Annotated in this window: 22 protein-coding genes; 17 read left to right on the forward strand and 5 right to left on the reverse strand. The window is 34.2% G+C overall.

Annotated elements, in window-relative coordinates:
• Nucleotides 1-71 precede the first annotated feature (71 nt).
• Complete coding sequence (locus AC1Q7L_RS06610; RefSeq protein ID WP_410692011.1) at nt 72-2225, reverse strand: peptidylprolyl isomerase; 2154 nt, start codon at nt 2223-2225, stop codon at nt 72-74.
• A gap of 259 nt (nt 2226-2484) precedes the next feature.
• Between AC1Q7L_RS06610 and lon the strand changes: the two genes are divergently transcribed.
• The 3 genes from lon (at nt 2485) to AC1Q7L_RS06625 (ending at nt 6649) form a co-directional block, all read left to right on the forward strand.
• Nucleotides 2485-4890: an endopeptidase La gene (gene lon / locus AC1Q7L_RS06615; protein WP_410692010.1), complete on the forward strand. Its 2406-nt coding sequence runs from the start codon at nt 2485-2487 to the stop codon at nt 4888-4890.
• A gap of 157 nt (nt 4891-5047) precedes the next feature.
• Complete coding sequence (locus AC1Q7L_RS06620) at nt 5048-6160, forward strand: AI-2E family transporter (RefSeq protein ID WP_492304797.1); 1113 nt, start codon at nt 5048-5050, stop codon at nt 6158-6160.
• Nucleotides 6161-6271: 111 nt separating this feature from the next.
• Complete coding sequence (locus AC1Q7L_RS06625; protein ID WP_492304798.1) at nt 6272-6649, forward strand: MauE/DoxX family redox-associated membrane protein; 378 nt, start codon at nt 6272-6274, stop codon at nt 6647-6649.
• A 91-nt stretch (nt 6650-6740) separates the two neighbouring features.
• Here the strand turns inward: AC1Q7L_RS06625 and AC1Q7L_RS06630 are convergent, their stop codons facing one another.
• A complete protein-coding gene (locus AC1Q7L_RS06630; RefSeq protein WP_492304799.1) occupies nt 6741-8099 on the reverse strand; it encodes an acyl-CoA dehydrogenase family protein in 1359 nt (452 codons plus the stop codon).
• A gap of 206 nt (nt 8100-8305) precedes the next feature.
• Here AC1Q7L_RS06630 and AC1Q7L_RS06635 point away from each other — a divergent pair, with 206 nt between their 5' ends.
• The 13 genes from AC1Q7L_RS06635 to AC1Q7L_RS06695 all read left to right on the forward strand — a co-directional run bounded on the left by AC1Q7L_RS06635 (nt 8306) and on the right by AC1Q7L_RS06695 (nt 19015).
• Nucleotides 8306-9208, forward strand: a complete 903-nt coding sequence (locus AC1Q7L_RS06635; protein ID WP_492304800.1) for a DUF4349 domain-containing protein — start codon at nt 8306-8308, stop codon at nt 9206-9208.
• 154 nt (nt 9209-9362) lie between these two features.
• Entirely contained in the window at nt 9363-10232 is an 870-nt protein-coding gene (locus AC1Q7L_RS06640; RefSeq protein ID WP_492304801.1) for a TraB/GumN family protein, read from the forward strand.
• Nucleotides 10233-10258: 26 nt separating this feature from the next.
• On the forward strand, nt 10259-10768 hold the full coding sequence (locus AC1Q7L_RS06645; RefSeq protein ID WP_492304802.1) for an RNA polymerase sigma factor: 510 nt from the start codon (nt 10259-10261) through the stop codon (nt 10766-10768).
• Complete coding sequence (locus tag AC1Q7L_RS06650; RefSeq protein ID WP_492304803.1) at nt 10758-11366, forward strand: hypothetical protein; 609 nt, start codon at nt 10758-10760, stop codon at nt 11364-11366. Before AC1Q7L_RS06645 ends, AC1Q7L_RS06650 begins: the two co-directional genes overlap by 11 nt.
• A gap of 219 nt (nt 11367-11585) precedes the next feature.
• Nucleotides 11586-13226: a glucose-6-phosphate isomerase gene (pgi, locus tag AC1Q7L_RS06655; protein WP_492304804.1), complete on the forward strand. Its 1641-nt coding sequence runs from the start codon at nt 11586-11588 to the stop codon at nt 13224-13226.
• A gap of 41 nt (nt 13227-13267) precedes the next feature.
• Entirely contained in the window at nt 13268-13486 is a 219-nt protein-coding gene (locus AC1Q7L_RS06660; protein ID WP_492304805.1) for a hypothetical protein, read from the forward strand.
• The gene (locus AC1Q7L_RS06665) at nt 13476-13766 is read left to right on the forward strand and encodes a type II toxin-antitoxin system RelE/ParE family toxin (RefSeq protein ID WP_492304806.1); all 291 of its coding nucleotides are present in this window, start codon (nt 13476-13478) and stop codon (nt 13764-13766) included. The genes AC1Q7L_RS06660 and AC1Q7L_RS06665 overlap by 11 nt, the downstream gene beginning before the upstream one ends.
• Nucleotides 13767-13793: 27 nt before the next feature.
• Nucleotides 13794-14678, forward strand: coding sequence for a bifunctional 5,10-methylenetetrahydrofolate dehydrogenase/5,10-methenyltetrahydrofolate cyclohydrolase (locus AC1Q7L_RS06670; protein ID WP_066754366.1), 885 nt, complete (start codon nt 13794-13796; stop codon nt 14676-14678).
• 7 nt (nt 14679-14685) lie between these two features.
• Nucleotides 14686-15315 carry a 7-carboxy-7-deazaguanine synthase QueE gene (locus tag AC1Q7L_RS06675; RefSeq protein ID WP_492304807.1) on the forward strand — a complete coding sequence of 210 codons (630 nt, stop codon included), beginning with the start codon at nt 14686-14688 and terminating at the stop codon, nt 15313-15315.
• Nucleotides 15316-15360: 45 nt separating this feature from the next.
• Nucleotides 15361-16731, forward strand: a complete 1371-nt coding sequence (locus AC1Q7L_RS06680) for an exopolysaccharide biosynthesis polyprenyl glycosylphosphotransferase (protein WP_492304808.1) — start codon at nt 15361-15363, stop codon at nt 16729-16731.
• A 115-nt stretch (nt 16732-16846) separates the two neighbouring features.
• On the forward strand, nt 16847-17599 hold the full coding sequence (locus AC1Q7L_RS06685) for an MlaE family ABC transporter permease (protein ID WP_066754358.1): 753 nt from the start codon (nt 16847-16849) through the stop codon (nt 17597-17599).
• Entirely contained in the window at nt 17599-18414 is an 816-nt protein-coding gene (locus tag AC1Q7L_RS06690) for an ABC transporter ATP-binding protein (protein WP_410691997.1), read from the forward strand. Before AC1Q7L_RS06685 ends, AC1Q7L_RS06690 begins: the two co-directional genes overlap by 1 nt.
• Entirely contained in the window at nt 18398-19015 is a 618-nt protein-coding gene (locus tag AC1Q7L_RS06695) for an outer membrane beta-barrel protein (RefSeq protein WP_123981429.1), read from the forward strand. The genes AC1Q7L_RS06690 and AC1Q7L_RS06695 overlap by 17 nt, the downstream gene beginning before the upstream one ends.
• A gap of 38 nt (nt 19016-19053) precedes the next feature.
• Here AC1Q7L_RS06695 and AC1Q7L_RS06700 read toward each other — a convergent pair whose 3' ends face one another.
• Both AC1Q7L_RS06700 and AC1Q7L_RS06705 read right to left on the reverse strand, forming a co-directional pair.
• Nucleotides 19054-19365 carry a hypothetical protein gene (locus AC1Q7L_RS06700; RefSeq protein WP_492304809.1) on the reverse strand — a complete coding sequence of 104 codons (312 nt, stop codon included), beginning with the start codon at nt 19363-19365 and terminating at the stop codon, nt 19054-19056.
• 91 nt (nt 19366-19456) lie between these two features.
• On the reverse strand, nt 19457-20263 hold the full coding sequence (locus tag AC1Q7L_RS06705) for a M48 family metallopeptidase (protein ID WP_492304810.1): 807 nt from the start codon (nt 20261-20263) through the stop codon (nt 19457-19459).
• A gap of 108 nt (nt 20264-20371) precedes the next feature.
• On the opposite strand from AC1Q7L_RS06705, the gene AC1Q7L_RS06710 reads away from it, so the two are divergent.
• The gene (locus tag AC1Q7L_RS06710; RefSeq protein ID WP_410691995.1) at nt 20372-20905 is read left to right on the forward strand and encodes a DUF4251 domain-containing protein; all 534 of its coding nucleotides are present in this window, start codon (nt 20372-20374) and stop codon (nt 20903-20905) included.
• On the opposite strand, the gene meaB is transcribed toward AC1Q7L_RS06710, so the two are convergent.
• Nucleotides 20906-21889 (reverse strand): methylmalonyl Co-A mutase-associated GTPase MeaB, encoded by a 984-nt coding sequence (meaB, locus tag AC1Q7L_RS06715; RefSeq protein WP_492304811.1) that lies wholly within the window; start codon nt 21887-21889, stop codon nt 20906-20908.
• Nucleotides 21890-22078 lie beyond the last annotated feature (189 nt).

The raw sequence follows: 22078 nt of genomic DNA on the forward strand, positions 1-22078 counted from the left end.
ATTGCTCTGCGTTAAATACAAAAAATGCGGCAAAAACTTTGCCGCATTTTATATGAATGAAATTAAATTTCTTATTGTTGTTGAGCTCCTACTTTATTCCAGATCTCGATTCTGTAGTCATCGATATCAGAATTGTCTTGTAAGCTCTTTAACCAAGCCTGACCGAACATTCCTGAGTTTCTCTGAGTAACAGACTCTGTGAACTGCTTAAGATCTCCAGGTTGTTTGTTAGTCGTTTCGTTCTTTTTGATTAAAACATAAACTCCCGTTCCACCTTCAACCGGATTAGAAACTTTACCTTTTGCAACACCAAATGCAGCACCAGCTACTTTAGGCTCCATAGAACCTGCAACTGATGGGTTTAATAAATTAACCTGTGCAGATTGTTTTGTGGTTGCAAATAATTTAGCAATTTGATCTAAACTTGTCGCTTTAGCAGCAGCAATTTTATCAGAAATTTGTTTTGCAGCTAATTTATTTTTAACGATTGTTTCAATTTGATCTCTTACAGATTCAGGATCTGCAAGACCTTTTTCTTGTTTTCCGTTTAGGTAAACTATAATTTTATCTCCCGTTCCTTCTACAGTAAAGAATTCTGTATCACCTTTCTCTCTTTTCTTATCAAAAGCCCAACCTAGGATTTCAGCATCTTTGTCTGTTCCTAGACCTTGAATCTGTCCGTCAAATCTCTTAGCCTGTTTAGGATTTGAGAATTGATAGTTTGATTTTTTAGCAATATTTACAAAATCGTTGAAAGATTTCCCTTGAACTTGTTGGATAAATCTTCTTGCTTTCTTATCTGTATCAGCTTCAGTAGCATCAGAAGGCTTGATAGCTTTCACTAAGTTAGCTACTTTATAACCCATTGATCCCGCTTTCTTATCTTCAATATTGATGATATGATATCCGAATTGAGTTTCTACAACACCAGTTGCACCTTTAGGATTGTTCGCCAAATACGTCAAGAATTCAGGAACAAAAGGAGTTTCAGGAGTTGTCCATCCTAGGCTACCACCTTGAGCAGCAGAGTTTGGATCGTTAGATAACTTAAGAAATTCAGTGAATTTAGCCGGAGTTGCTTTTACGATAGCTCCGATAGAATCTGCTAATTTCTTAGCTTGTTCTTTAGACCTTGTAACGCCTTCTCCTGCAGGACTTCCTTTGAATGCAATAAGAATATGTCTAGACAATGTAGAATCCGAAGTCTTTTTACCAACTAATTTAGAAACTACATAGAAGTTTTGCTCTTTGTAAGGTCCAAAAATCTGTCCAACCGCTGCAGTAGCAATCTGCGCTTGCATAGCTTGTGGCAATTGGTTTGGCTTTAAATACTGATTGTTAAAAGGCATATCAGAATTAGCCGTTACAAACATAGAATCGTTTGTTGTATTCTGGAAGTTTTCTTTTCCTCCACTTGCATCAGTACCTCCAGAGAACAATTTCGTGATCTCTTTCTGAGCTGCTGCATCATCAGCTGCACTTGGCTGAGAAGGGAAATAAACTACACCGATATTTCTGCTCGCTTCTGTTTTAAACATCACAGGGTGTTGCTTAATATAGTTCGCAAGATCTTCAGTCTTAACGTTGATTTTAGTTTTTTGAAGATAAGCAGTGTAATCAACTTTCACAAAATCGATATCAGCTAACTGATCTCTTTGTCTCATTAATTCTTCCGCTTCTTTCTTACCTGTTGTAACACCTGTAGAAATATTTGCAAAGACCTGTCTCGCCATTAGTCTGTATTCAACAGATTTTCTGGTTTTCAACCACTGGTTGTAACCTTCCGGACTTGAAGCCTTCATTTCTTCGATCTGTTTTTTAAGCTCCTGAGTCTTAAAGTTTCCTTTTTCGTCAAAGAACTGTTTTTGTTGAGCAAACATTTGATCATACTGGATCTGATTCCAGAAGTAATCTTCCGTCATTTCAAACCCCATTTTCTCGAATTGCTGCTTAATCAGTTTGGATTGCACCAATAACTGCCAAGCCTGTTCTTCAAGACCATTTTTCGGTTGATTTTGCTGCTCAGCCTGCTGTTGTAGAACGAAAAGCTGATCATTATACTCCTCACGGGTAATTTTTTCACCATTTACTTTTCCTAAAACATCAGGATTTTTACCAAAAACCTTATCAATACTATCGGGATTCACCAGGAACGCCAAAAGCGCCAGTGCAATTACTCCCATCAAAAGCCAAGGCTTACTCCTAATCTGTCCTAAAATTGCCATTTTATAAATTATAGTTTTTTATCAGTTTGCGAAAATACACATTTTTAAGAAATTACGGAAATCCTAGTTCTTTATTTTAGTTTTTAAAATTTTATTTATTCAAAAAAGGAAATTTTGACCGTATTTTTTAGCAAAAAACAAATGGCATAGGTATTGTGCATTTTAGAACAATATAATATGTCGCGCATTTTCAAAGCATATTATGAAAATCTACTTTAACGATTTAAAACGGAAATGACAATTTGTCATTCGATTAACTATGACAGAATTTGAAGATATAAGTTTAGAGGAAATGATAAGTGACGGATTTGATATTGTAGCCGAGGAAATCAATCTTTCTGATCTTGCGGAGACTGAAAAAAATTCAGAACAAAAGATATTCCCTATCCTTCCTGTAAGAAATATGGTGATGTTCCCTAATGTGGTAATTCCTATTACTGCAGGAAGAAAAGCATCAATACAACTTCTTGAAGAAGCACAAATAAACGGAGATTTCATTGGCATTGTAAGTCAGAAAAATTCAGATATTGAGCAACCTACAGAAAAAGATCTGTATCACACAGGAACTTTAGCAAAAATTATTAAAATAATAAAACTTCCTGAAGGTAATATTACGGCTATTACTAAGGGTTTCCACAGATTTAAGATTAAAAAAATTCTTGAAACTCAACCCTATTTCAAGGCTGAAATTTCAAAATTAAAGGACGGAAAAGCCAAGAATAAGGAAGAATATGAAGCTTTATTAGAAAATGTTAAAGATTTAGCATTAAAAATAATCGAGCTTGACCCGAATATTCCTAATGCAGCCAACTTCGCCATAAAAAACATCAATAATAATGATGATCTTTTAAATTTCATCTGCACCAACGCTAATTTTCCATCAAGTGCAAAGCAAAGTCTGCTTGAAGAGAAAAACTTAATGGAAAGAGCCAACAAGTGTTATGAAATGATGCATGAAGATTTCAGAAAATTAGAATTAAGAAATCAGATTCATCAAAAAACATCAAAAGATCTTGACAAACAACAGAAGGAATACTTTCTAAATCAACAAATTAGAACAATTCAGGAAGAGTTGGGCGGTGGACCGGAAAGTGATGTTGAAGATTTGATTGCAAAAGCAAGCACGAAGAAATGGAATGCCGAAGTTGAAGAGCATTTCCAAAAGGAAATCAACCGATTACAAAGACAAAACCCAAATTCGCCGGATTATAATGTTCAGAGAAATTATTTAGATTTCTTTACAGACTTGCCTTGGGATACCTTTACCAAAGATACTTTTGATATTGAAAAAGCTGAAAAGATCTTAGATAAAGCTCATTTCGGACTTGAGGATATCAAGAAAAGAATTTTAGAGCACATGGCTGTTTTAAAATTGAAAAACAACATGAAATCTCCAATTTTATTATTGGTAGGGCCTCCCGGAGTTGGTAAAACTTCACTAGGAAAGTCTGTTGCTGATGCTTTGGGAAGAAAATACGTTCGTGTTTCTTTGGGTGGACTTCATGACGAAAGCGAAATCCGTGGACACAGAAAAACGTACATCGGAGCGATGGCGGGAAGAATTCTTCAATCCATCAAAAAAGCAGGAACATCAAATCCTGTGATTGTTCTAGACGAGATTGATAAAGTTGGAAAAGGAATTCATGGAGATCCAAGCTCGGCACTTCTTGAAGTTCTTGATCCTGAGCAAAATAAAGCTTTCTACGATAATTTCTTAGAAATGGGTTACGATTTGTCTAAAGTAATGTTTATTGCAACAGCCAACTCATTATCAACCATTCAAACTCCGTTGTTGGATAGAATGGAGATCATCCAGATTGCAGGTTATACTTTGGAGGAGAAAATTGAGATCGCTAAGAGACATTTAATTAAAAAACAACAGGAAGAAAACGGTTTGACGGCAAAATCTTTCAAACTTGGAAATCCTGAATTAAAACATATTGTTGAAGCACATACTTCTGAAAGCGGCGTAAGATCTTTAGAGAAAAGACTTGCTTCCATTGCCCGTTGGGTAGCTTTGCAAACAGCTTTGGTGAAAGAATATGACTCTAAAATTTCTCTTGAAAAAGTAGATGAAATATTAGGTGTTCCAAGACCGAAAAGCTTATCTGAACTAACTGACGTTCCGGGAGTTGTAACTGGTCTTGCCTGGACAAGTGTTGGAGGTGATATATTATTCATTGAAAGCATTTTAAGCAATGGAAAAGGTGCTTTAACCATGACGGGTAACTTGGGAACGGTAATGAAAGAATCCGCAACCATTGCTTTGGAATATATTAAAGCAAAACACGATGAATTAGGAATTTCTCAGGAAGATATCGAGAAGAAAAACATCCACGTTCACGTTCCTGAGGGAGCTACTCCAAAAGATGGACCTTCTGCTGGAATCGCAATGTTGACTTCAATGGTTTCATCTTTTAAAAATAAAAAGGTAAAACCACATCTTGCGATGACAGGAGAAATTACGCTTAGAGGAAAAGTTCTTCCTGTAGGCGGAATCAAAGAAAAACTTCTTGCCGCAACCAGAGCAGGAATTAAAGATGTTATTCTTTGCGAAGCCAACAGAAAAGATGTTGAGGAAATCAAGAAAGATTATCTTAAAAACCTGAACGTACATTACGTAAACAGAATGGAGGAAGTGGTAGAAATTGCACTTGAAAAGTAAAATTTCACAATCAACTTCTCAATACATAAAAAACACGTCTCAAATCTTTGGGACGTGTTTTATTTTCGCCATTTTCAAATAGAAATTTAGTTAATTAAGTGAAAAAAGGCCATCAAGTCGGAGGGTTTTAGTATTTTTATGCTACAGATCTTGAATTATGAATTTTCTTAAACTCCCTTTCCTTGTTAAGCTTACTTTGGTTGTTATTTCAATCATTGGACTTGGATATCTTTTGGCATTAGGTCAGAGCATTTTAGCTCCTTTCTTTTTAGCGTTTTTGATGGCGATGCTCTTTTTGCCAATCGCGAACTTAATGGAAACAAAATTGAGATTTCCAAGAACCGTATCAACAATGGCTTCTGTAATGATCATGTTAACGATTTTAACAGGGCTTATTTACTTTTTCGGATCACAATTATCAAGTTTCAGCAAAGATCTTCCGCATTTAAGAATGCAGTTTAATACTGTTTTTAATAGTCTTCAAAACTGGGTTTCAGATACTTTTCATGTTAAAATTGATGAGCAGTTAGATTATATCAATCAAGGTTTAAGCAAACTTTTATCATCATCGGGCGTTATTTTAGGCTTTACTTTCGGAATATTTTCAACTGGACTTGGCTTTATTGTGTTTTTTATTCTTTTCTTCATTTTTATATTAAATTATAGAAGAATTTTAAACAATTTCATCGTTACAGTTTTTAATGAAAAACATAAAGCAAGCGTGCAGGAAGTGGTGAACGAAGTACGTGTTATGACAAAGAAATACATTATCGGGCTTTGTCTGCAGGTATTTATTGTATCCATCCTTACTTCAATCCTTCTTACTATTTTAGGGGTAAAATATGCTATTCTTTTGGGAGTATTAACCGGATTATTAAATGTTATTCCTTATTTGGGAGTATGTATTTCACTATTAATCTCTTGTTTTATAGCTTTTGCAACTTCTACTCCATCTACTTGTATATACGTTTTAATAGGTTATGTTGCCGTACATATTGTTGACGGAAATATTATTTTACCGTTTGTCGTAGGCTCAAAAGTGAAAATCAATGCGTTGTTTTCTTTTCTCGGAATTCTTCTGGGAGAACATCTTTGGGGTATTGCGGGGATGTTTCTTTGCATTCCGGCAATTGCCATTATTAAAATTATATTTGAAAGAGTCGATGGATTAAAACCTTGGGGAAAATTATTAGGTGAAGAAGAAAAGCCTAATAAAAAGAAGAAAAGCTATAAAATATCGAAGAATATTACGCTAAAAGAAATGGATTAATTTATGATTAACAGGGAATTAATATTGAATAATTAAATATTTGATTAAAATTCATTTCATTTTTTATCAAGTGATTCCATTTTTATTTATTTTTGATAAAAATCATCAATTATGAAAATTGTAAAATTTATTCTATGTCTACTTTTCGGACTTATGTTTATTAATGCCGGTCTCGACAAGTTTTTACACCACATGCCAATGCCACCCCTTACAGCTGATCAGACAAAACTTTTTGCAGCATTCGGAGAAATCGGATGGCTGATGCCTTTAGTTGGTGCCGTAGAAGTTATTGGAGGATTATTATTTATTTTTCCAAAAACAAGAGCTTTAGGTGCCATCGTAATTTTACCTGTAATGGTCGGAATACTTTTACACAACGTTTGCAGAGCACCTTCTTCAGTGGGAATCGGAATTTCTGCCGTTTTATTTTTAATCAATCTTTGGATCATTATTGATAACAAAGAAAAATATAAAGCTTTAGTAAGCTGAAAGTAACAGTGAATAATCAATGGTGAATTCGCTTTGCTTGTCAATTTTAAAAATTCACTTGCATAGCAAAATTCACCATTGACTATTGAAATTAAACGAATGCACTGAAACCCGTAATCGATCTTCCGACAATCAGTGAATTGATCTCTTTTGTTCCTTCATAAGAATAAATTGCTTCTGCATCAGCGACAAATCTAGCAACATCATATTCAAGCAAAATACCATTTCCGCCAAGAACTTCTCTTGCTCTGGAAACGATATCTCTTGTTCTCAGCGTACAGAAAACTTTGGCTAAAGAAGCGTGTTCATCCTTTAAAATACCTTCATCCTGCATTTCAGACAACCTGAAAACCATCGTTTGCATTGCCGTAAGATTAGAAAGCATTTCTACCAAATGCCCTTGAATCATTTGAAAAGAAGCAATCGGTTTTCCGAATTGTTCTCTCGTTCTTGTATAGGCCAAAGCGCTTTCATACGCTCCTCGCGCGCAACCTGTAGCCATCCACGCCACTCCTGCTCTTGTCATTCTCAACACTTTTCCTGTATCTTTAAATGAATTCGCATTTTGCAATCTATTTTCTTCGGTTACTAAACAATTTGTCAGCGTAATTAATCCGTTTTGAACAATTCTCAGTGCCATTTTTCCTTTAATTTTCTCAACAGCATAACCTGGATTGTCTTTTTCAACGATAAAACCTTTCACTTCACCATCGTCTAAATCTCTTGCCCAAATAATAATTAAATCTGCAAATGTTGCATTCCCGATCCATTTTTTTTGACCATTTAAAATCCAGCCTTCCGAAGTTTTTTTGCAGGTTACGGTTAGTCCACCAGCTGCTCCGGAACCGACTTCAGGTTCAGTTAAACCAAACGCTCCGATTTTTTCAAATTTCTGCATTTGAGGAAGCCATTTTTGTTTTTGCTCTTCAGATCCACAAATATAAATAGATCCCATTGCCAAGCCTGACTGAACTCCAAAAAACGTAGCAATAGAAGCATCAATTCTCGCCATTTCCATGGCAATAACTCCTTCCATCAAAAATGGCATTCCGGGACATCCATAACCTTCGTAGGTTACACCGCAAATATTTAGTTTTTGAAATTTTGGAATTAATTCATGAGGAAATTCGTCTCTCAGCCAATAATGATTCACCAAAGGCTTCACTTCTTTTTCCATGAAAGCCCTAACTTTAAGCTGAATTTCTCTCTGCTCGGGAGTCAGCGTATGATAAATATCGTAGAAATCTCCATCAATTGGCGGAAGTTCTTTCTTTTTCTTGTTTGGATCGAGCATTTTCATCAATCCTCCCAATTGTTTATCATCTAATTTTGAGAAGCTTTGCATCAATTTCGGGAGATCAACCTTTTGAGAAATTGCACTTAACTGATCAAAATCTATTGATCTGAATAATTCTATCGTGTTTCTGATTTTGGAAAAAGTATTAGACATAGTTATCGTGTGGTTTTGATTTGTAAAAAATATGCAAAAATCAATCCGAAAAATAGTTCATTCTCCTTTATTTATTTTACAAAATATTGATTTTTAATTCATTAAATCAACTTCTCGCTTTACAAATTTTTTACTCGCGATTTTCAAACATTACAAACGATTCAGTCTCAACTTTGGGATAAGCAAAAACATTAAAACATCTACATATGAAAACTACTTACATCAAATTATCACTAGCAACAGTTCTTTTATTAGGAATTTATTCATGCAAAAAAGGAGAAGCCACAGCAAGTAAATACGAACTTGAAAGTACAGCAGATTCCGCAGCAGTTGTGGTTTCAGACAGCGTTTCGTCTGTTGCAACTATGAAAGTGAAGGACAAACAATTCATCAAAACCGCAGAGGTTAATATGGAAGTGAAAGACGTCTATGAAGCAACAATTTCCATTGAAAAATCTATTCAGCAGCTTGGCGGATTTGTTACAAAAAGCAATTTACAGAGTAATGTAGTTTCAGAAGATACTTATAATACTTCAAGCAATGATGCGATGTTGGTTAAAAAATTTCAGACTGAAAATACAATGCAGGTTCGTGTTCCGACTGATAAATTGGGCGAACTTTTGACTTTAATTAATGATAAAAAATTGTTCTTAAACTCAAGAATTATCAATGCAGAAGATGTAACTGCCGGAATCAAATACGCAGAATTGGAAGGAAAAAGAATAAAGAAAAGCAGTGAAAATATTTCTCAATTAAAAGCCAATAAAGACAAAGTGAACTTAGATGACGATAATATGTCTGAAAATAATCAACAGCAATTGGCAAATATGGACGTTGCAGATAATTTGAAATACAGCACCGTTGACATCTATATTAAAGAACCCAAACTTAGAATTGCAGAAATCGCCGTTACCAACACACAAAACATTGATAATAAATATAAATTCAATTTTATTTACGATGCAAAAAATGCTTTTGTGGAAGGTTTTTATTTAATTCAAAGAATTGCGGTGAGATTAATTACCATTTGGCCCATTTTATTGATCGCAGCAGCTATTATTTATTTGTTGAGAAAAAGAAAATATTTAAAAAAACCTGATCAGATTTAATTAAAACTATCCTAACCATTATGGTTATCAACATAATTTTAGATTTTACAAACATCCATTTCAGGAGGTTTTTTATTTTTTTCAAAAAAACTGTAACGATTATAATACTGCCCTTACCTACTGTTTAAAGAGTAAATAATTAAAACTTAATCATATGAAAAATTTAGTAAAACTTGGGTTCGCAGTATTATTATCAGCAACCTTCACAACAGCAAAAGCGCAAAACAGCAACCCGGAAAACAGTACACTTTGGGAAGTTTCAGGGAATGGACTCACAAAACCTTCTTATATTGCAGGAACGTTTCATACAATGTGTAGTTCGGATTTTGAGATAAAATTGAAAGTTACGAAAGCTCTTGAAAAATCTGATAATTTTGTCATGGAGATCAATTATACAGATCCTGCTGAGATGACAGCCATGCAGAAAATGTATCAGACGGATAAGAAACTATCAGATCAGCTTACTCCTGCGGAGGCAAAGGAATTAGACAAGATCCTCAACGATTATGGAACAGATTTAAAGAAAATGGATAATTCAAGCTCGCAAGGTTTGTATTCACTTATTGCATTGAAATCTACACCTTGTCCTCAAACTGAAATGAAATTTTATGAAATAGAACTTCTTAAAAATGCTATTAAAAGTAAAAAGAAAGTCTACGGGCTTGAAAAAGTAGAAGAACAGCTTACATCCATCAATAAAGCTTATGATTTGAAAGCGGTCATTGAGCAACTAAAAATGGGAAAGGAATATGAAATCCTTCTTAAGAAAATGGTCGTTGCATTTAAAAATGAAGATGTAAAATCCCTTTACACCCTCTTTAAGAATGACAAAATAATGAATGCCAAACAGGAAAAAGCCATGCTTACGAACAGAAATAATAACTGGGCAGAAAAAATGCCGGAAATTATGAAAAAAGAAAGTTCGTTCTTTGCAGTGGGAGGTGCTCATCTTATGGGTAAAAACGGAGTTATCCAGCTTTTAAAATCTAAAGGATATACCTTGAAACCTGTACCAAGCCTTTAACCCATAACCAACACCATGAAATCATCGTGAGCAATCCAACTGAAACCGCTTTCTTAAATCTCGTCAACAAGCACAAAGGCATTTTGTATAAGGCCTCACGCATCTATGCAGATTCTTTGGAAGACCGAGAAGATCTGCAGCAGGAAATTCTTATTCAGCTTTGGAAATCGTATCAGAACTTCAAGGGGAATAGTGAATTTTCAACCTGGATGTACCGCGTAGCCATTAACACCGCCATTACTTATTTAAAAAAAGAGAAAAAGCGGACAAACAATCACACGGATGTGCCCGACCACTTTGAAGTCCAAAACGAAGATTACAATCCTGCAAAAGACAAACAATTGGAAGTCTTTTACGCTGCGGTTCAAGAACTTAAACCTTTAGAAAAAGCTATTATATTTTACTTTATGGAAGGTATATCGCATAAAGAAATCGGGGACAATTTAGGACTTAGTGAAGGCAATGCCCGTGTAAAATTGAACAGAACAAAAGAAAAAATACAGCAAATCATAAAAAAATCAGGCTATGAATTTTGATCAATTAAAAGAACAATGGAATAATGAAGACGCCAACAACGTCAACATTCCCAATAATATAGAACATTTAAAAAAGAGCAAACATCCAATTGAAAAGATCCAAAAAAGTATGAAAATGGAATTTCCATTTCAGATTATTGCCATCATCCTTCTCGGATTCTTTCCACAACAATTAGATTTCCCTGCTTCACAACATGTTATTTATTATACCTCTTACGTCATGCTGGTGGTAATATCTTCTTATTACTTTTTCGGATTTTATAAATTTTATAAACAGACCGAACTGTATACCGGAAATACCCAAAACAGCCTCTGGAAAATATATCATGAATTGAAACTAAACATGGAAAGATACCAATCTTTCGGCTTTCTCCTTCTTCCCCATTTTATGATCACATTAGGACTGGTGCTTTATAATATGTTGGAGAAAAAAGGAGAGTCTTTAGAAAATATGTCAAGCCATTATCAGCAGGTTTTGATACTGAGCGTTCTCATAGGAACTATCGCGATTGTAGCAAGCATTGTTTTATGGACAAAATATTTCTACGGAAAAAGTGCCCAACAACTCGAAAATATACTGAACGAAATAGACAAATAATTTTACAATTCATCTTTCAAAAAAACACCAACCATAAAACCTCAGACTTGATCTGGGGTTTGTTTTTTAAAAAATTGTTATTTATAACGCTCAAATTTATCTGAGGTTTTATTTTTCCTTAAATTTGCAAATTAGAAATTTAACAACACCAAATTTTTTAGAAATTTTTATTCAAAAAATTAATTTCTAGAATTAATAATCTAAATCCCTAAGAAATATATGTTATCAAAAATAAATCCTACACAAACAAACAGCTGGAAAGCTCTTGACGAACACTTTGCAGGAAATGATTTCGAATTAAGAAGCCTTTTTCAATACAATCCGAACCGTTTTGAAGAGTTTTCATTAAAAAGAGACAATTTTCTTTTTGATTATTCTAAAAACTTAATTGATTCAAGAACGAAAGAACTTTTATTAAATTTAGCAGAAGAATGTCAGTTAAAAGATGCTATTTCTAAAATGTTTTCGGGAGATAAAATCAACGAAACAGAAGGAAGAGCAGTTTTACATACAGCTTTGAGGGATTTTTCTGATAAAGAAATTTTGGTTGACGGCGAAAATATCAAACCACAGATCAAAAGAGTTCTTGACCATATGAAAACGTTCTCTGAAAGCATTATTTCAGGATCACACAAAGGTTTCAGCGGAAAAGAAATCACTGATGTTGTGAATATCGGAATCGGAGGTTCAGATTTGGGGCCTGTGATGGTGGTTTCAGCTTTGAAACATTTTAAAACAAGATTAGACGTTCATTTCGTTTCAAACGTAGATGGAAATCATATTGCAGAAGTTGTAAAGAACTTAGATCCTGAAACAACTTTATTCATCATTGCTTCTAAAACGTTCACGACTCAGGAGACAATGACGAATGCCAATTCAGCAAAAGATTGGTTCTTAAAAGCTGGAAAACAGGAAGATGTAGCAAAACACTTTGTCGCTTTATCAACTAACGTTCAGGCAGTTAAAGACTTCGGAATTGCAGAAGAAAACATCTTCGAATTCTGGGATTGGGTTGGCGGAAGATATTCACTTTGGAGTGCGATCGGTTTAAGTATCGTTCTTTCAGTTGGATATGAAAACTTCGAACAATTATTAAAAGGAGCTTCTGACACAGATCAACATTTCCAGACAGCAGATTTTGCTGAAAACATTCCTGTTTTGATGGGATTAATGGGAATTTGGTATCGTAATTTCTATGCGGCAACAACGTATGCAATTCTTCCTTACTCTCAATATTTAGACAGATTTGCAGCATATCTTCAACAGGGAGATATGGAAAGTAACGGAAAATGTGTTGACAGAAATGGTGAATTCGTAGAATACGAAACAGGGCCAATCATTTGGGGTGAGCCTGGAACAAACGGACAACATGCTTTTTATCAATTGATTCACCAGGGAACAGAATTAATTCCTGCAGATTTTATCGCTTATGCGAAAAGTCCAAACAAAGTTTCGGATCATCAGGATAAATTATTAGCCAACTTTTTCGCTCAGACTGAGGCACTTGCTTTCGGAAAAACTGAAGAAGAAGTTGAAGAAGAATTAAAAAACGCAGGAAAATCTGATGAAGAAATTGATTTCTTGTTAAATTATAAAGTCTTCCAAGGAAACACCCCTACTAACTCAATTATTTTCAATGAATTAACTCCATTTGCATTAGGACAATTAATTGCATTGTACGAGCATAAAATATTTGTTCAGGGAGCTATTTGGAATATTTTCAGTTTTGACCAATTTGGAGTGGAATTAGGAAAAGTTTTAGCAAACAAAATCTTGCCGGAACTTGAAAGTAATGAGACAATTAGCTCTCACGACAGCTCAACAAACGGGTTGATTAATTATTATAAATCAAACAAATAACTGTTGTAGATTTTCATTAATTTTAATAAAAAATAAAAAATATGACACAGATTATCATTAACCTAAGCAATAAGGAAGAAGAGACCTTTGTGGAAACTTTTTTGAAAAAAATGAAGATCAGCTTTGAAAAAAATGAGGATGATTTTCAAATGACCGATGAAATGGTTGAAGCTATAGAAGTCGCTTTGAGGCAAGATAAATCAAAAGCAGTAGATGGAAAAGAATCTTTGAAAAGAATCAGATCTAAATATGGACTTTAGTTTTAAATTCTTACCTATTGCAGAAGAAAATATTGAAGAAGCAACAGATTATTATGCTAATATTTCATTGAAAGTTCTAAAGAATTTTAATAAACAGCTAGATCTTTCGATAAGCAGAATTGTAAGCAGCCCTTATTTTCAAAAAAGATTTAAAAATGTAAGAGCTCTTCCTGTAAAGAAGTTTCCTTATATCATATTTTATGAAATTAGTGAAGAAGAAAAAATAATTTACATACTATCCGTATTCTGCACTCATCAGAATCCAGAGAAATATCCTTAAAAATCTAATAAAGTAATAAAAAGTAAAATGGCACAAATTCTTGACGGATTAAAAGTATCCAAAGAAATAAAAGCAGAAATCAAGGTTGAAGTTGATAAAATCATTGCAAGCAAAAGAAGAGCCCCGCATTTGGTAGCAATTCTTGTTGGAAACAACGGCGCGAGCAAAGCTTATGTAAATGCTAAAGTGAAAGACTGTGAAGAAGTTGGTTTTCAATCTAGCTTAGTTAAATTTCCAAGTACGGTTTCTGAATCTGAATTATTGGAAAAAATCGAGGAACTTAATAAAGATAAATCTGTAGACGGATTTATCGTTCAGTTGCCTTTACCAGATCAGGTTGATCAGGAGAAAATCATTAACGCAATCGATCCAAGGAAAGATGTTGACGGTTTCCACCCTACCAATTTCGGAAAAATGGCATTGGAAATGGATACGTTCTTACCAGCTACTCCATTCGGGATTTTAACTTTATTAGAAAGATACAATATCGAAACAAAAGGAAAAGACTGTGTCATCATCGGAAGAAGTAAAATCGTAGGAAGACCAATGAGTATTTTGATGGGAAGAAAAGATTTCCCTGGAAATTCAACGGTTACGCTTACACACTCTTATACAAAAGACATTGAAGAATATACTAAAAAAGCAGACATCGTAATTACAGCTTTAGGTGATCCTCACTTCTTAAAAGGTGAAATGATCAAAGACGGAGCGGTAATTGTTGACGTAGGGATCACAAGAGTAGATAATGATTCTCCAAAAGGATATTATTTGGCTGGTGATGTAGATTTTGACAGCTGCGCAGAAAAAGCAAGCTGGATTACGCCGGTTCCGGGAGGAGTTGGACCTATGACAAGAGCGATGTTGATGAAAAATACCATCATTGCTTATAAGACTTCGGTCTATAACGACTAATTTTAAAATGAATAAAGAAGAAGATATTTTATTAAAAGAAGGTAAAATGCTCCCTGTGATGGAGCATTTTTACACTCTTCAGGGAGAAGGAGCACACACGGGAAAAGCATCATACTTCATTAGATTGGGTGGTTGCGATGTCGGGTGTCATTGGTGTGATGTAAAAGAAAGTTGGGATCCGACCTTGCATCCGCTGATGAATGCAGAAGAAATTGCAGAAACAGCTGCCAAACATTGTAAAACAGTTGTTTTAACAGGTGGCGAGCCATTAATGTGGAATCTTGATATTTTAACATCTAAATTGAAAGAATTGGGATGCACGATTCATATCGAAACTTCGGGAGCCTATCCTATGAGCGGACATATCGACTGGATCACGCTTTCACCAAAGAAAACAGGACTTCCAAAGGAGGAAATTTATGAAAGGGCAAGTGAACTTAAAGTAATCGTTTTCAATAACAATGATCTTAAATTTGCAGAAGAACAGGCTGCAAAAGTTTCAGCAAACTGTAGATTATATCTTCAAAGCGAATGGAGCAAGCGCGATGAGATGTATCCTAAAATTACAGATTTTATTTTAGAGCATCCGGAATGGCAGGCGTCAGTTCAGACTCATAAATATCTTAATATACCATAAAAAAAGCGTAATTTAGCTCTTCGTATCCGTTATAAAAGCCGATAGATGCAAAGAATTCGATATTCTAGATATTTAAAATCGATAATTATCTTGCTAGACCTTTTGGTTATAGCGTCTGTTTTCGTATTCTTTTTTGTCAGCAGAAATGAAAATTTAAAGTACAATCAGGAAACCTGGTATCAAAACATTTTTTCTCTGGCCTTATTATTTATGTTCTGGATGCTTTTAAGTGGCAGAACAAAAATTTATAATATTCCGAGAAACTTAACGTATACTTTATTTCTTGAACGGCTCTTAATTCACTTTTTACTGTTTATTCTTGGTGTTCTATTGATAGGAAAGGTAAGCTACAACGTATTTTTTAATTCTGATATTTACTGGCTTTCTTTTTATCTGTTTTTCTTTATATTTCTCGCTAAATCCCTTATCTATTTCGGAATCAAGTATTTCCGTAGTTTGGGTATTAATTACAGAAATATAATGTTCCTCAATGAAAACAGTTCTACAGAAATATTAAAAAATATATTCAGCGAAAGAAAAGATTACGGTTATAAAATTTTTGAATACGATAAATCTGAAATCAATTCTTTTGAGTTGGTAGAATTTTGGAAAAATCATGGAATACATACTTTATTTTTCCCATCAGAAAACTCTTTTGATGAAAAAACGGAAGATGAAATTTTCCGATTGGCAGAAGCTAATAAAGTTCACATTTCATTGGTTCCGAGTATCACACAAAATGATTTTTTCCTTTATGATTTGGCGTATATTCAAACTCAGCCCGTTTTAAATCAGGCAAGATATCCTTTAGATTATTATTCAAATCATTTACTGAAAAGAATTTTTGATATTACTTTTTCGTTTTTTATATTAATTTTCATCTGTTCGTGGCTATTTCCCATCATTGCTATATTAATAAAGAGTACCTCTAAAGGTCCGGTCTTATTTTTGCAGAAACGATATGGCTTTCATGAAGAGGTTTTTAATTGTATTAAATTCCGAACCATGATAGTGAATGAGGAATCTTCCACTAAAACAACGGAGGAAAATGATTCCAGAATTACGAAAATCGGTAAATTTTTAAGAAAAACAAGTCTTGACGAAATGCCACAGTTCATCAATGTATTGAAAGGTGAAATGTCAATCGTAGGGCCAAGACCACACATGCTTGCTGTAGATAATTATTATAAACCGAAGATCGGAAGATACAGTTTAAGAAGCATGGTAAGTCCCGGAATTACAGGTCTTGCACAGGTAAACGGCTTACGCGGTGATTCGGGTGATAAAGAAGTAGAAATGAATAAACGTATTCTGGCAGATGCCTTTTACGTTAGAAACTGGAGTTTTGTCTTAGATATGGTCATCATTTTAAAAACCGTTTTATTGGTGATCACAGGAGATAAAAATGCAAAATAAAGATTTAGGTTAAGGCTAATATGGAGCTAAAATAGTTTTAATTTTAACATTAAACAGAGCTTTAGACTTAACTTCAACCTTAATCTAATTAAATAAAAAAGTCTAATTTAGCAGAATGTTAAAAAAGTTTTTTTCAGCGATAGGAGAATACATCATCCTCATGGGTAAATCCGTGCAGAAGCCTCAGAAAATGAGGGTTTTCTGGAAGCTGTTCATGAGGGAAATTAATGATTTAGGAGTCAACTCTTTTGGGTTGGTTATCTTCACATCTATATTCGTTGGGGCGGTAGTTGCCATTCAGATGTATAATAACTTCCACTCTTCATCTTTCCCAATTCCACCTGCATTTGTAGGATATGCAACGAAAGCTGTATTGGTTTTAGAATTTTCACCTACCATTATCAGTCTGATTCTGGCAGGAAAAGTTGGCTCATATATTGCTTCCAGTATTGGGACAATGAGAGTTTCCGAACAAATCGATGCATTAGATATTATGGGAGTAAATTCACCTAACTTTTTGATACTTCCTAAAATACTTGCTTGCGTTATTTTTAATCCACTCCTTATTGCCATCAGTATCGTTTTTGGTATTGGCGGAGGATATCTTGCAGGAGTTTTAACCGGAAACTGGACAAAAGCCGATTATATAACTGGTATACAAATGTTTATGCCTAATTTATTTATCTTCTATGCATTTTTAAAAACAATTGTTTTTGCTTTTATCATTGCAACAGTTCCTTCTTATTTCGGATATAACGTAAAAGGAGGTTCATTGGAAGTAGGTAGAGCAAGTACGCAGGCCGTGGTTTGGACGATGGTTTTCATTATCCTTTCAGAATTAGTATTAACCCAATTAGTATTAAGCTAATGATTGAGGTAAAAAATCTTAAGAAAAGTTTTGAAGAAGTTGAAGTACTTAAAGGTATTACAACCACTTTTGATAAAGGAAAAGTCAACTTAATTATTGGACAGAGTGGTTCCGGAAAAACAGTTTTCCTTAAAAGTTTATTGAATGTTTATCAGCCTTCATCAGGAGAAATCCTTTTTGACGGAAGAGACATTAATGTGATGAACAGAGAAGAAAAACAGCATTTACGTTCTGAAATCGGAACTTTGTTCCAGGGAAGTGCTTTATTTGACTCTTTAACTGTAGAAGAAAACATTATGTTTCCTTTAGATATGTTCACGAACTTAACTTTCAGAGAGAAAAAAAGAAGGGTTTTTGAGGTAATCGGAAGGGTACATTTAGATAAAGCCAACAGAAAATTTCCATCTGAAATTTCTGGAGGGATGCAAAAAAGGGTTGCGATTGCAAGAGCAATTGTAAATCACCCGAAATATTTATTCTGTGACGAACCCAACTCAGGATTAGATCCTTATACATCTAATGTAATTGATGATCTTTTGCTTGAAATCACCAAAGAATATAACACAACGACAATTATCAACACCCACGATATGAACTCTGTAATGACGATTGGTGAAAAGATCGTTTATCTGAGATTAGGGATCAAAGAATGGGAAGGAAATAAAGACGTGCTGATCACAGCGGGCAATAAAAACCTTATTGACTTCGTTTATTCATCAGAACTATTTAAAGAATTGAGAGAGTATTTACTCGAAAATCATAAAACTATTGAGAATACAATAACTAAACTAGACGATAATGAAAAAGGTATTTAGTATAGCCTTAATAGGGTTTTCTATGTTTGCAACTGCACAGATTTCGCTTGCAGGTAAGGCAAATTTAATTTTTCCAACGGGTTCGCCTTCTTGGAAAAACATTTCTAACACAGCAAGCGCTGCAATAGAAAATACAGGTAAAAATAATGTAGGATTTAATATCGGACTTTCATTGAAAGCAAGTCTTCCAATGTCATTTTTCCTAATGCCAGAATTATATTACACCACTTTTAAAAACGAATTTACAGATCCTGTTTCTAATACAACTTTTGATATTAAAAACAACCGTATCGATTTACCGGTTCTTGTAGGCCACAAAGTAGTTGGAGATATGTTGGGTGTATTTATCGGGCCTGTTGCAAGCTATAACTTGAGCAAAGAAGATACTTACAATGATTTCTCAGAAAATGCGAGAGATAATTTCACGGTTGGTTACCAATTCGGAGCTCAGCTTGAAATCAAGAAATTGATTGTAAACGCTAAATATGAAGGTGCATTCGGTAAGGATAGCAGAAACTTCATCAATAAAGTATCTGGTGAAGAGATCAGATATGATAACAGACCCAACTTATTTATGGTTGGTGTAGGTTATAAATTTTAATTGATTCGAAAATAACAATTATAAATAATCCTCAAATTTTAAATTTGAGGATTATTATTTTGAGCCTGAAGTTCCGCTTCACGTTTTGCAATTTCTGCAGCCTGTTTTTCAAGATCTTCTTTATCTTTTTGTAGTTGTTTGAATTCTTTTTTCTTTTGATCAGCTTTAATGGCACTTCCTTTACTTACATATCCCACCATTCCGCCAATTATTAAACCAATACCAACTCCTGCCATCACTCCCATAATGTGTGGAAGTCCTATTTTTTCAACAGTAAAATCGGTTGTAAGATAAAATAGCAATGTGGAGACTGCCAAAAGTATAAGTCCTGTAATTGATAAACTCTTCATAATATTGTGTTTAAGTGATTAAATTAAAAAGCCTTATCAAATTTACTAAAAATTTAATAAGGCCTTATTCAAGATTAAAATTCTATCTTAATTAAATTTTTCCTCCCGCAGCCTTATAATATTCTAAAGCTTTTGGCAGATCTTTATTAATATCTGAAATTCTTGTTTCAGGATTTGGGTGAGTTGATAAAAACTCTGGCTGTCTGCCTCCAGTAGATGCAGATTCCATTCTATTCCAGAAAGGAACGGCTTCTCTTGGGTCATATCCTGCCATCGACATTAGATATAGTCCCATTTCATCCGCTTCAGATTCCTGATTTCTTCCATACTTCAATAAAGCAACCTGAGAACCAATTGGATAAACCTTTTCAAAGATTCCAGCCCATTGAGAGTTAGAAATTGTTCCACCTAAAATAGAACCTCCATATTGAGCTACCATTGCCTGAGAAATTCTTTCATTTCCATGACCAGCTAATGCATGAGAAACCTCGTGTCCCATTACAACAGCAAGACCGTTATCATTTTTAGTTATAGGTAAAATCCCTGTATAAACGGCTACTTTTCCGCCCGGCATACACCATGCATTTAGTTCGCTGCTTTGTAAAAGATTAAATTCCCAACTGTAATTCGCAAGATCTGCAGATCTACCAATGGTTTGGTAATATCTTTCTGCAGCACTTTTAATTCTGCTTCCTACACTTACCACTCTTTTAGCATCTGTTGTCCCGCTGATTACTTTACCTTTAGACAATGTCGTTTTATATTCCTGAGCAGACATTGTTAAAATTTCTGAATTATTTGCGATCTGCAAAGAAGACCTTCCCGTAATAGGGTTTGTTGTACAAGCTGAAACCGATAGAGCAACAGCTCCGATTCCTAATAGATGTGTTATTTTCATATATTCGAGTGTTATTAATTCAAGCCTAACAATTTCTATTCCAAAATATATTTTAACAATATATTTGCATACATTTTGCTATATAAATTTAATAATTATTTTACTATCATGAAAAAGTATATTTCAATCATATTCGTTTTTGGATTTTTGTTTTTCTTCCAGAGTTTTTCTGCGCAGGATACAGATTCCAAAACAGTCGATGCATTGGTAAATTCTCAGGAGTTTACCTTCCATGCAGAAAGAGCCAACCCTACCAACTATGATGTTATCCGAGTGATGAATTCTATGCCGAATTCTACCGCAACGAGAATTTTGGATCTAAACGGAAACTACACCGTTGAAATAAAAAATAATGTTTTGGATGTTGTACTTCCTTATTTCGGAAGATCATTTAAAGCAAATTATAGTGGAGATAACAGTTACAGATTTACTTCAAAAGATTTTACCGTGAATAAATCTCAGAACAAAAAAGGAAAATGGGTCATCAAGATCAAACCTAATGACGTAAATAATGTAGATGAAATCATCATAGAAGTTTATAAAAACGGAAAAGCATTTACTTCAATGAGAAGCAACGACAGACAGCCGATTTCTTACGATGGATTTATTTCAAAAAATGAAGAGGTGAAAGATCAACCTTAATTAATCTTTAGAAAGAAATTTTTCAACAAATAATTTTGCTTCGGTACTTGGATTTGAAACCATTGTCGAAGCATTTTTTTTATGGTCAAGGTAAGCCTCTTCTACGGAATCACTTTTCTTCATCATCGCTAAAATATATTCCTGAACCCAATATTCAAAGCGCTTTTCGGCTTGTTGAGTTCTTACGGTTTCAAAACGTTCAGTTTTCTTTTTTAAATCGATAAATTCATCAATTTTAGCATAAATTTCTCCTAAACCTTCGTTATTTAGCGCAGAACCCAGCAAAACAGGGATTTTCCAGTCTCTTTCTTTAGGCGGAATAAAATCAAGTGCCCTTTTTAATTCAAGCCTCGTATTTTTTGCTTTTTGAAGATTATCTTGATCTACTTTATTAATGAAAATTAAGTCGACCATTTCCATGATTCCTCTTTTTATCCCTTGAAGTTCATCGCCACCACCAATAATTTTTAAAAATAAAAACACATCGGTAATATCGGCAACCAAAACTTCAGACTGTCCCACTCCAACGGTTTCAATTAAAATATAATCGTAGCCCGCCGCTTCGCAGATCATCATCGTTTCAAAAGTTGTGTTGGCAACACCGCCCAAAAAACCTGAACTTGGGGAAGGTCGGATAAATGCATTTTCTTCTTTGGAAAGCTCTTCCATTCGGGTTTTATCACCCAAAATACTTCCTTTATTAATAGCTGAACTTGGATCTATCGCCAAAACAGCTACTTTTTTACCATGAGAAATCACGAGTCTTCCGAAATTTTCTATAAAAGTTGATTTTCCAGCTCCAGGAACGCCTGTAATTCCTACACGAACAGATTTTCCGGTGAAAGGCATGATTTGCTTTAATAAATCCTCGGCCTGAATTCTGTGTTCGCCTTTTTTGCTTTCAACCAAAGTAATAGCTTTTGCGATCAAACGTTTATTGCCCGACCGTATTCCTTCTATAAGATCTTGTGTAGAAAATTTCATTAGTTCAAAAATAAGGATTAAACGGTGAATGGTCAATAGTGAATTTGCTTTGCTTGTGAATTTTTTAATCTTACTTAAATTATACTTTATGATTTAGCATTAAAAATTCACCATTGACGAGTGAAACGAATTCACCATTCACATTCCCTAATTTGTATTTCTTCTAAATTAAGCGTTGCATCATTAATG

It is taken from the genome of Chryseobacterium sp. GW823-FHT05E08 (assembly GCF_058795655.1).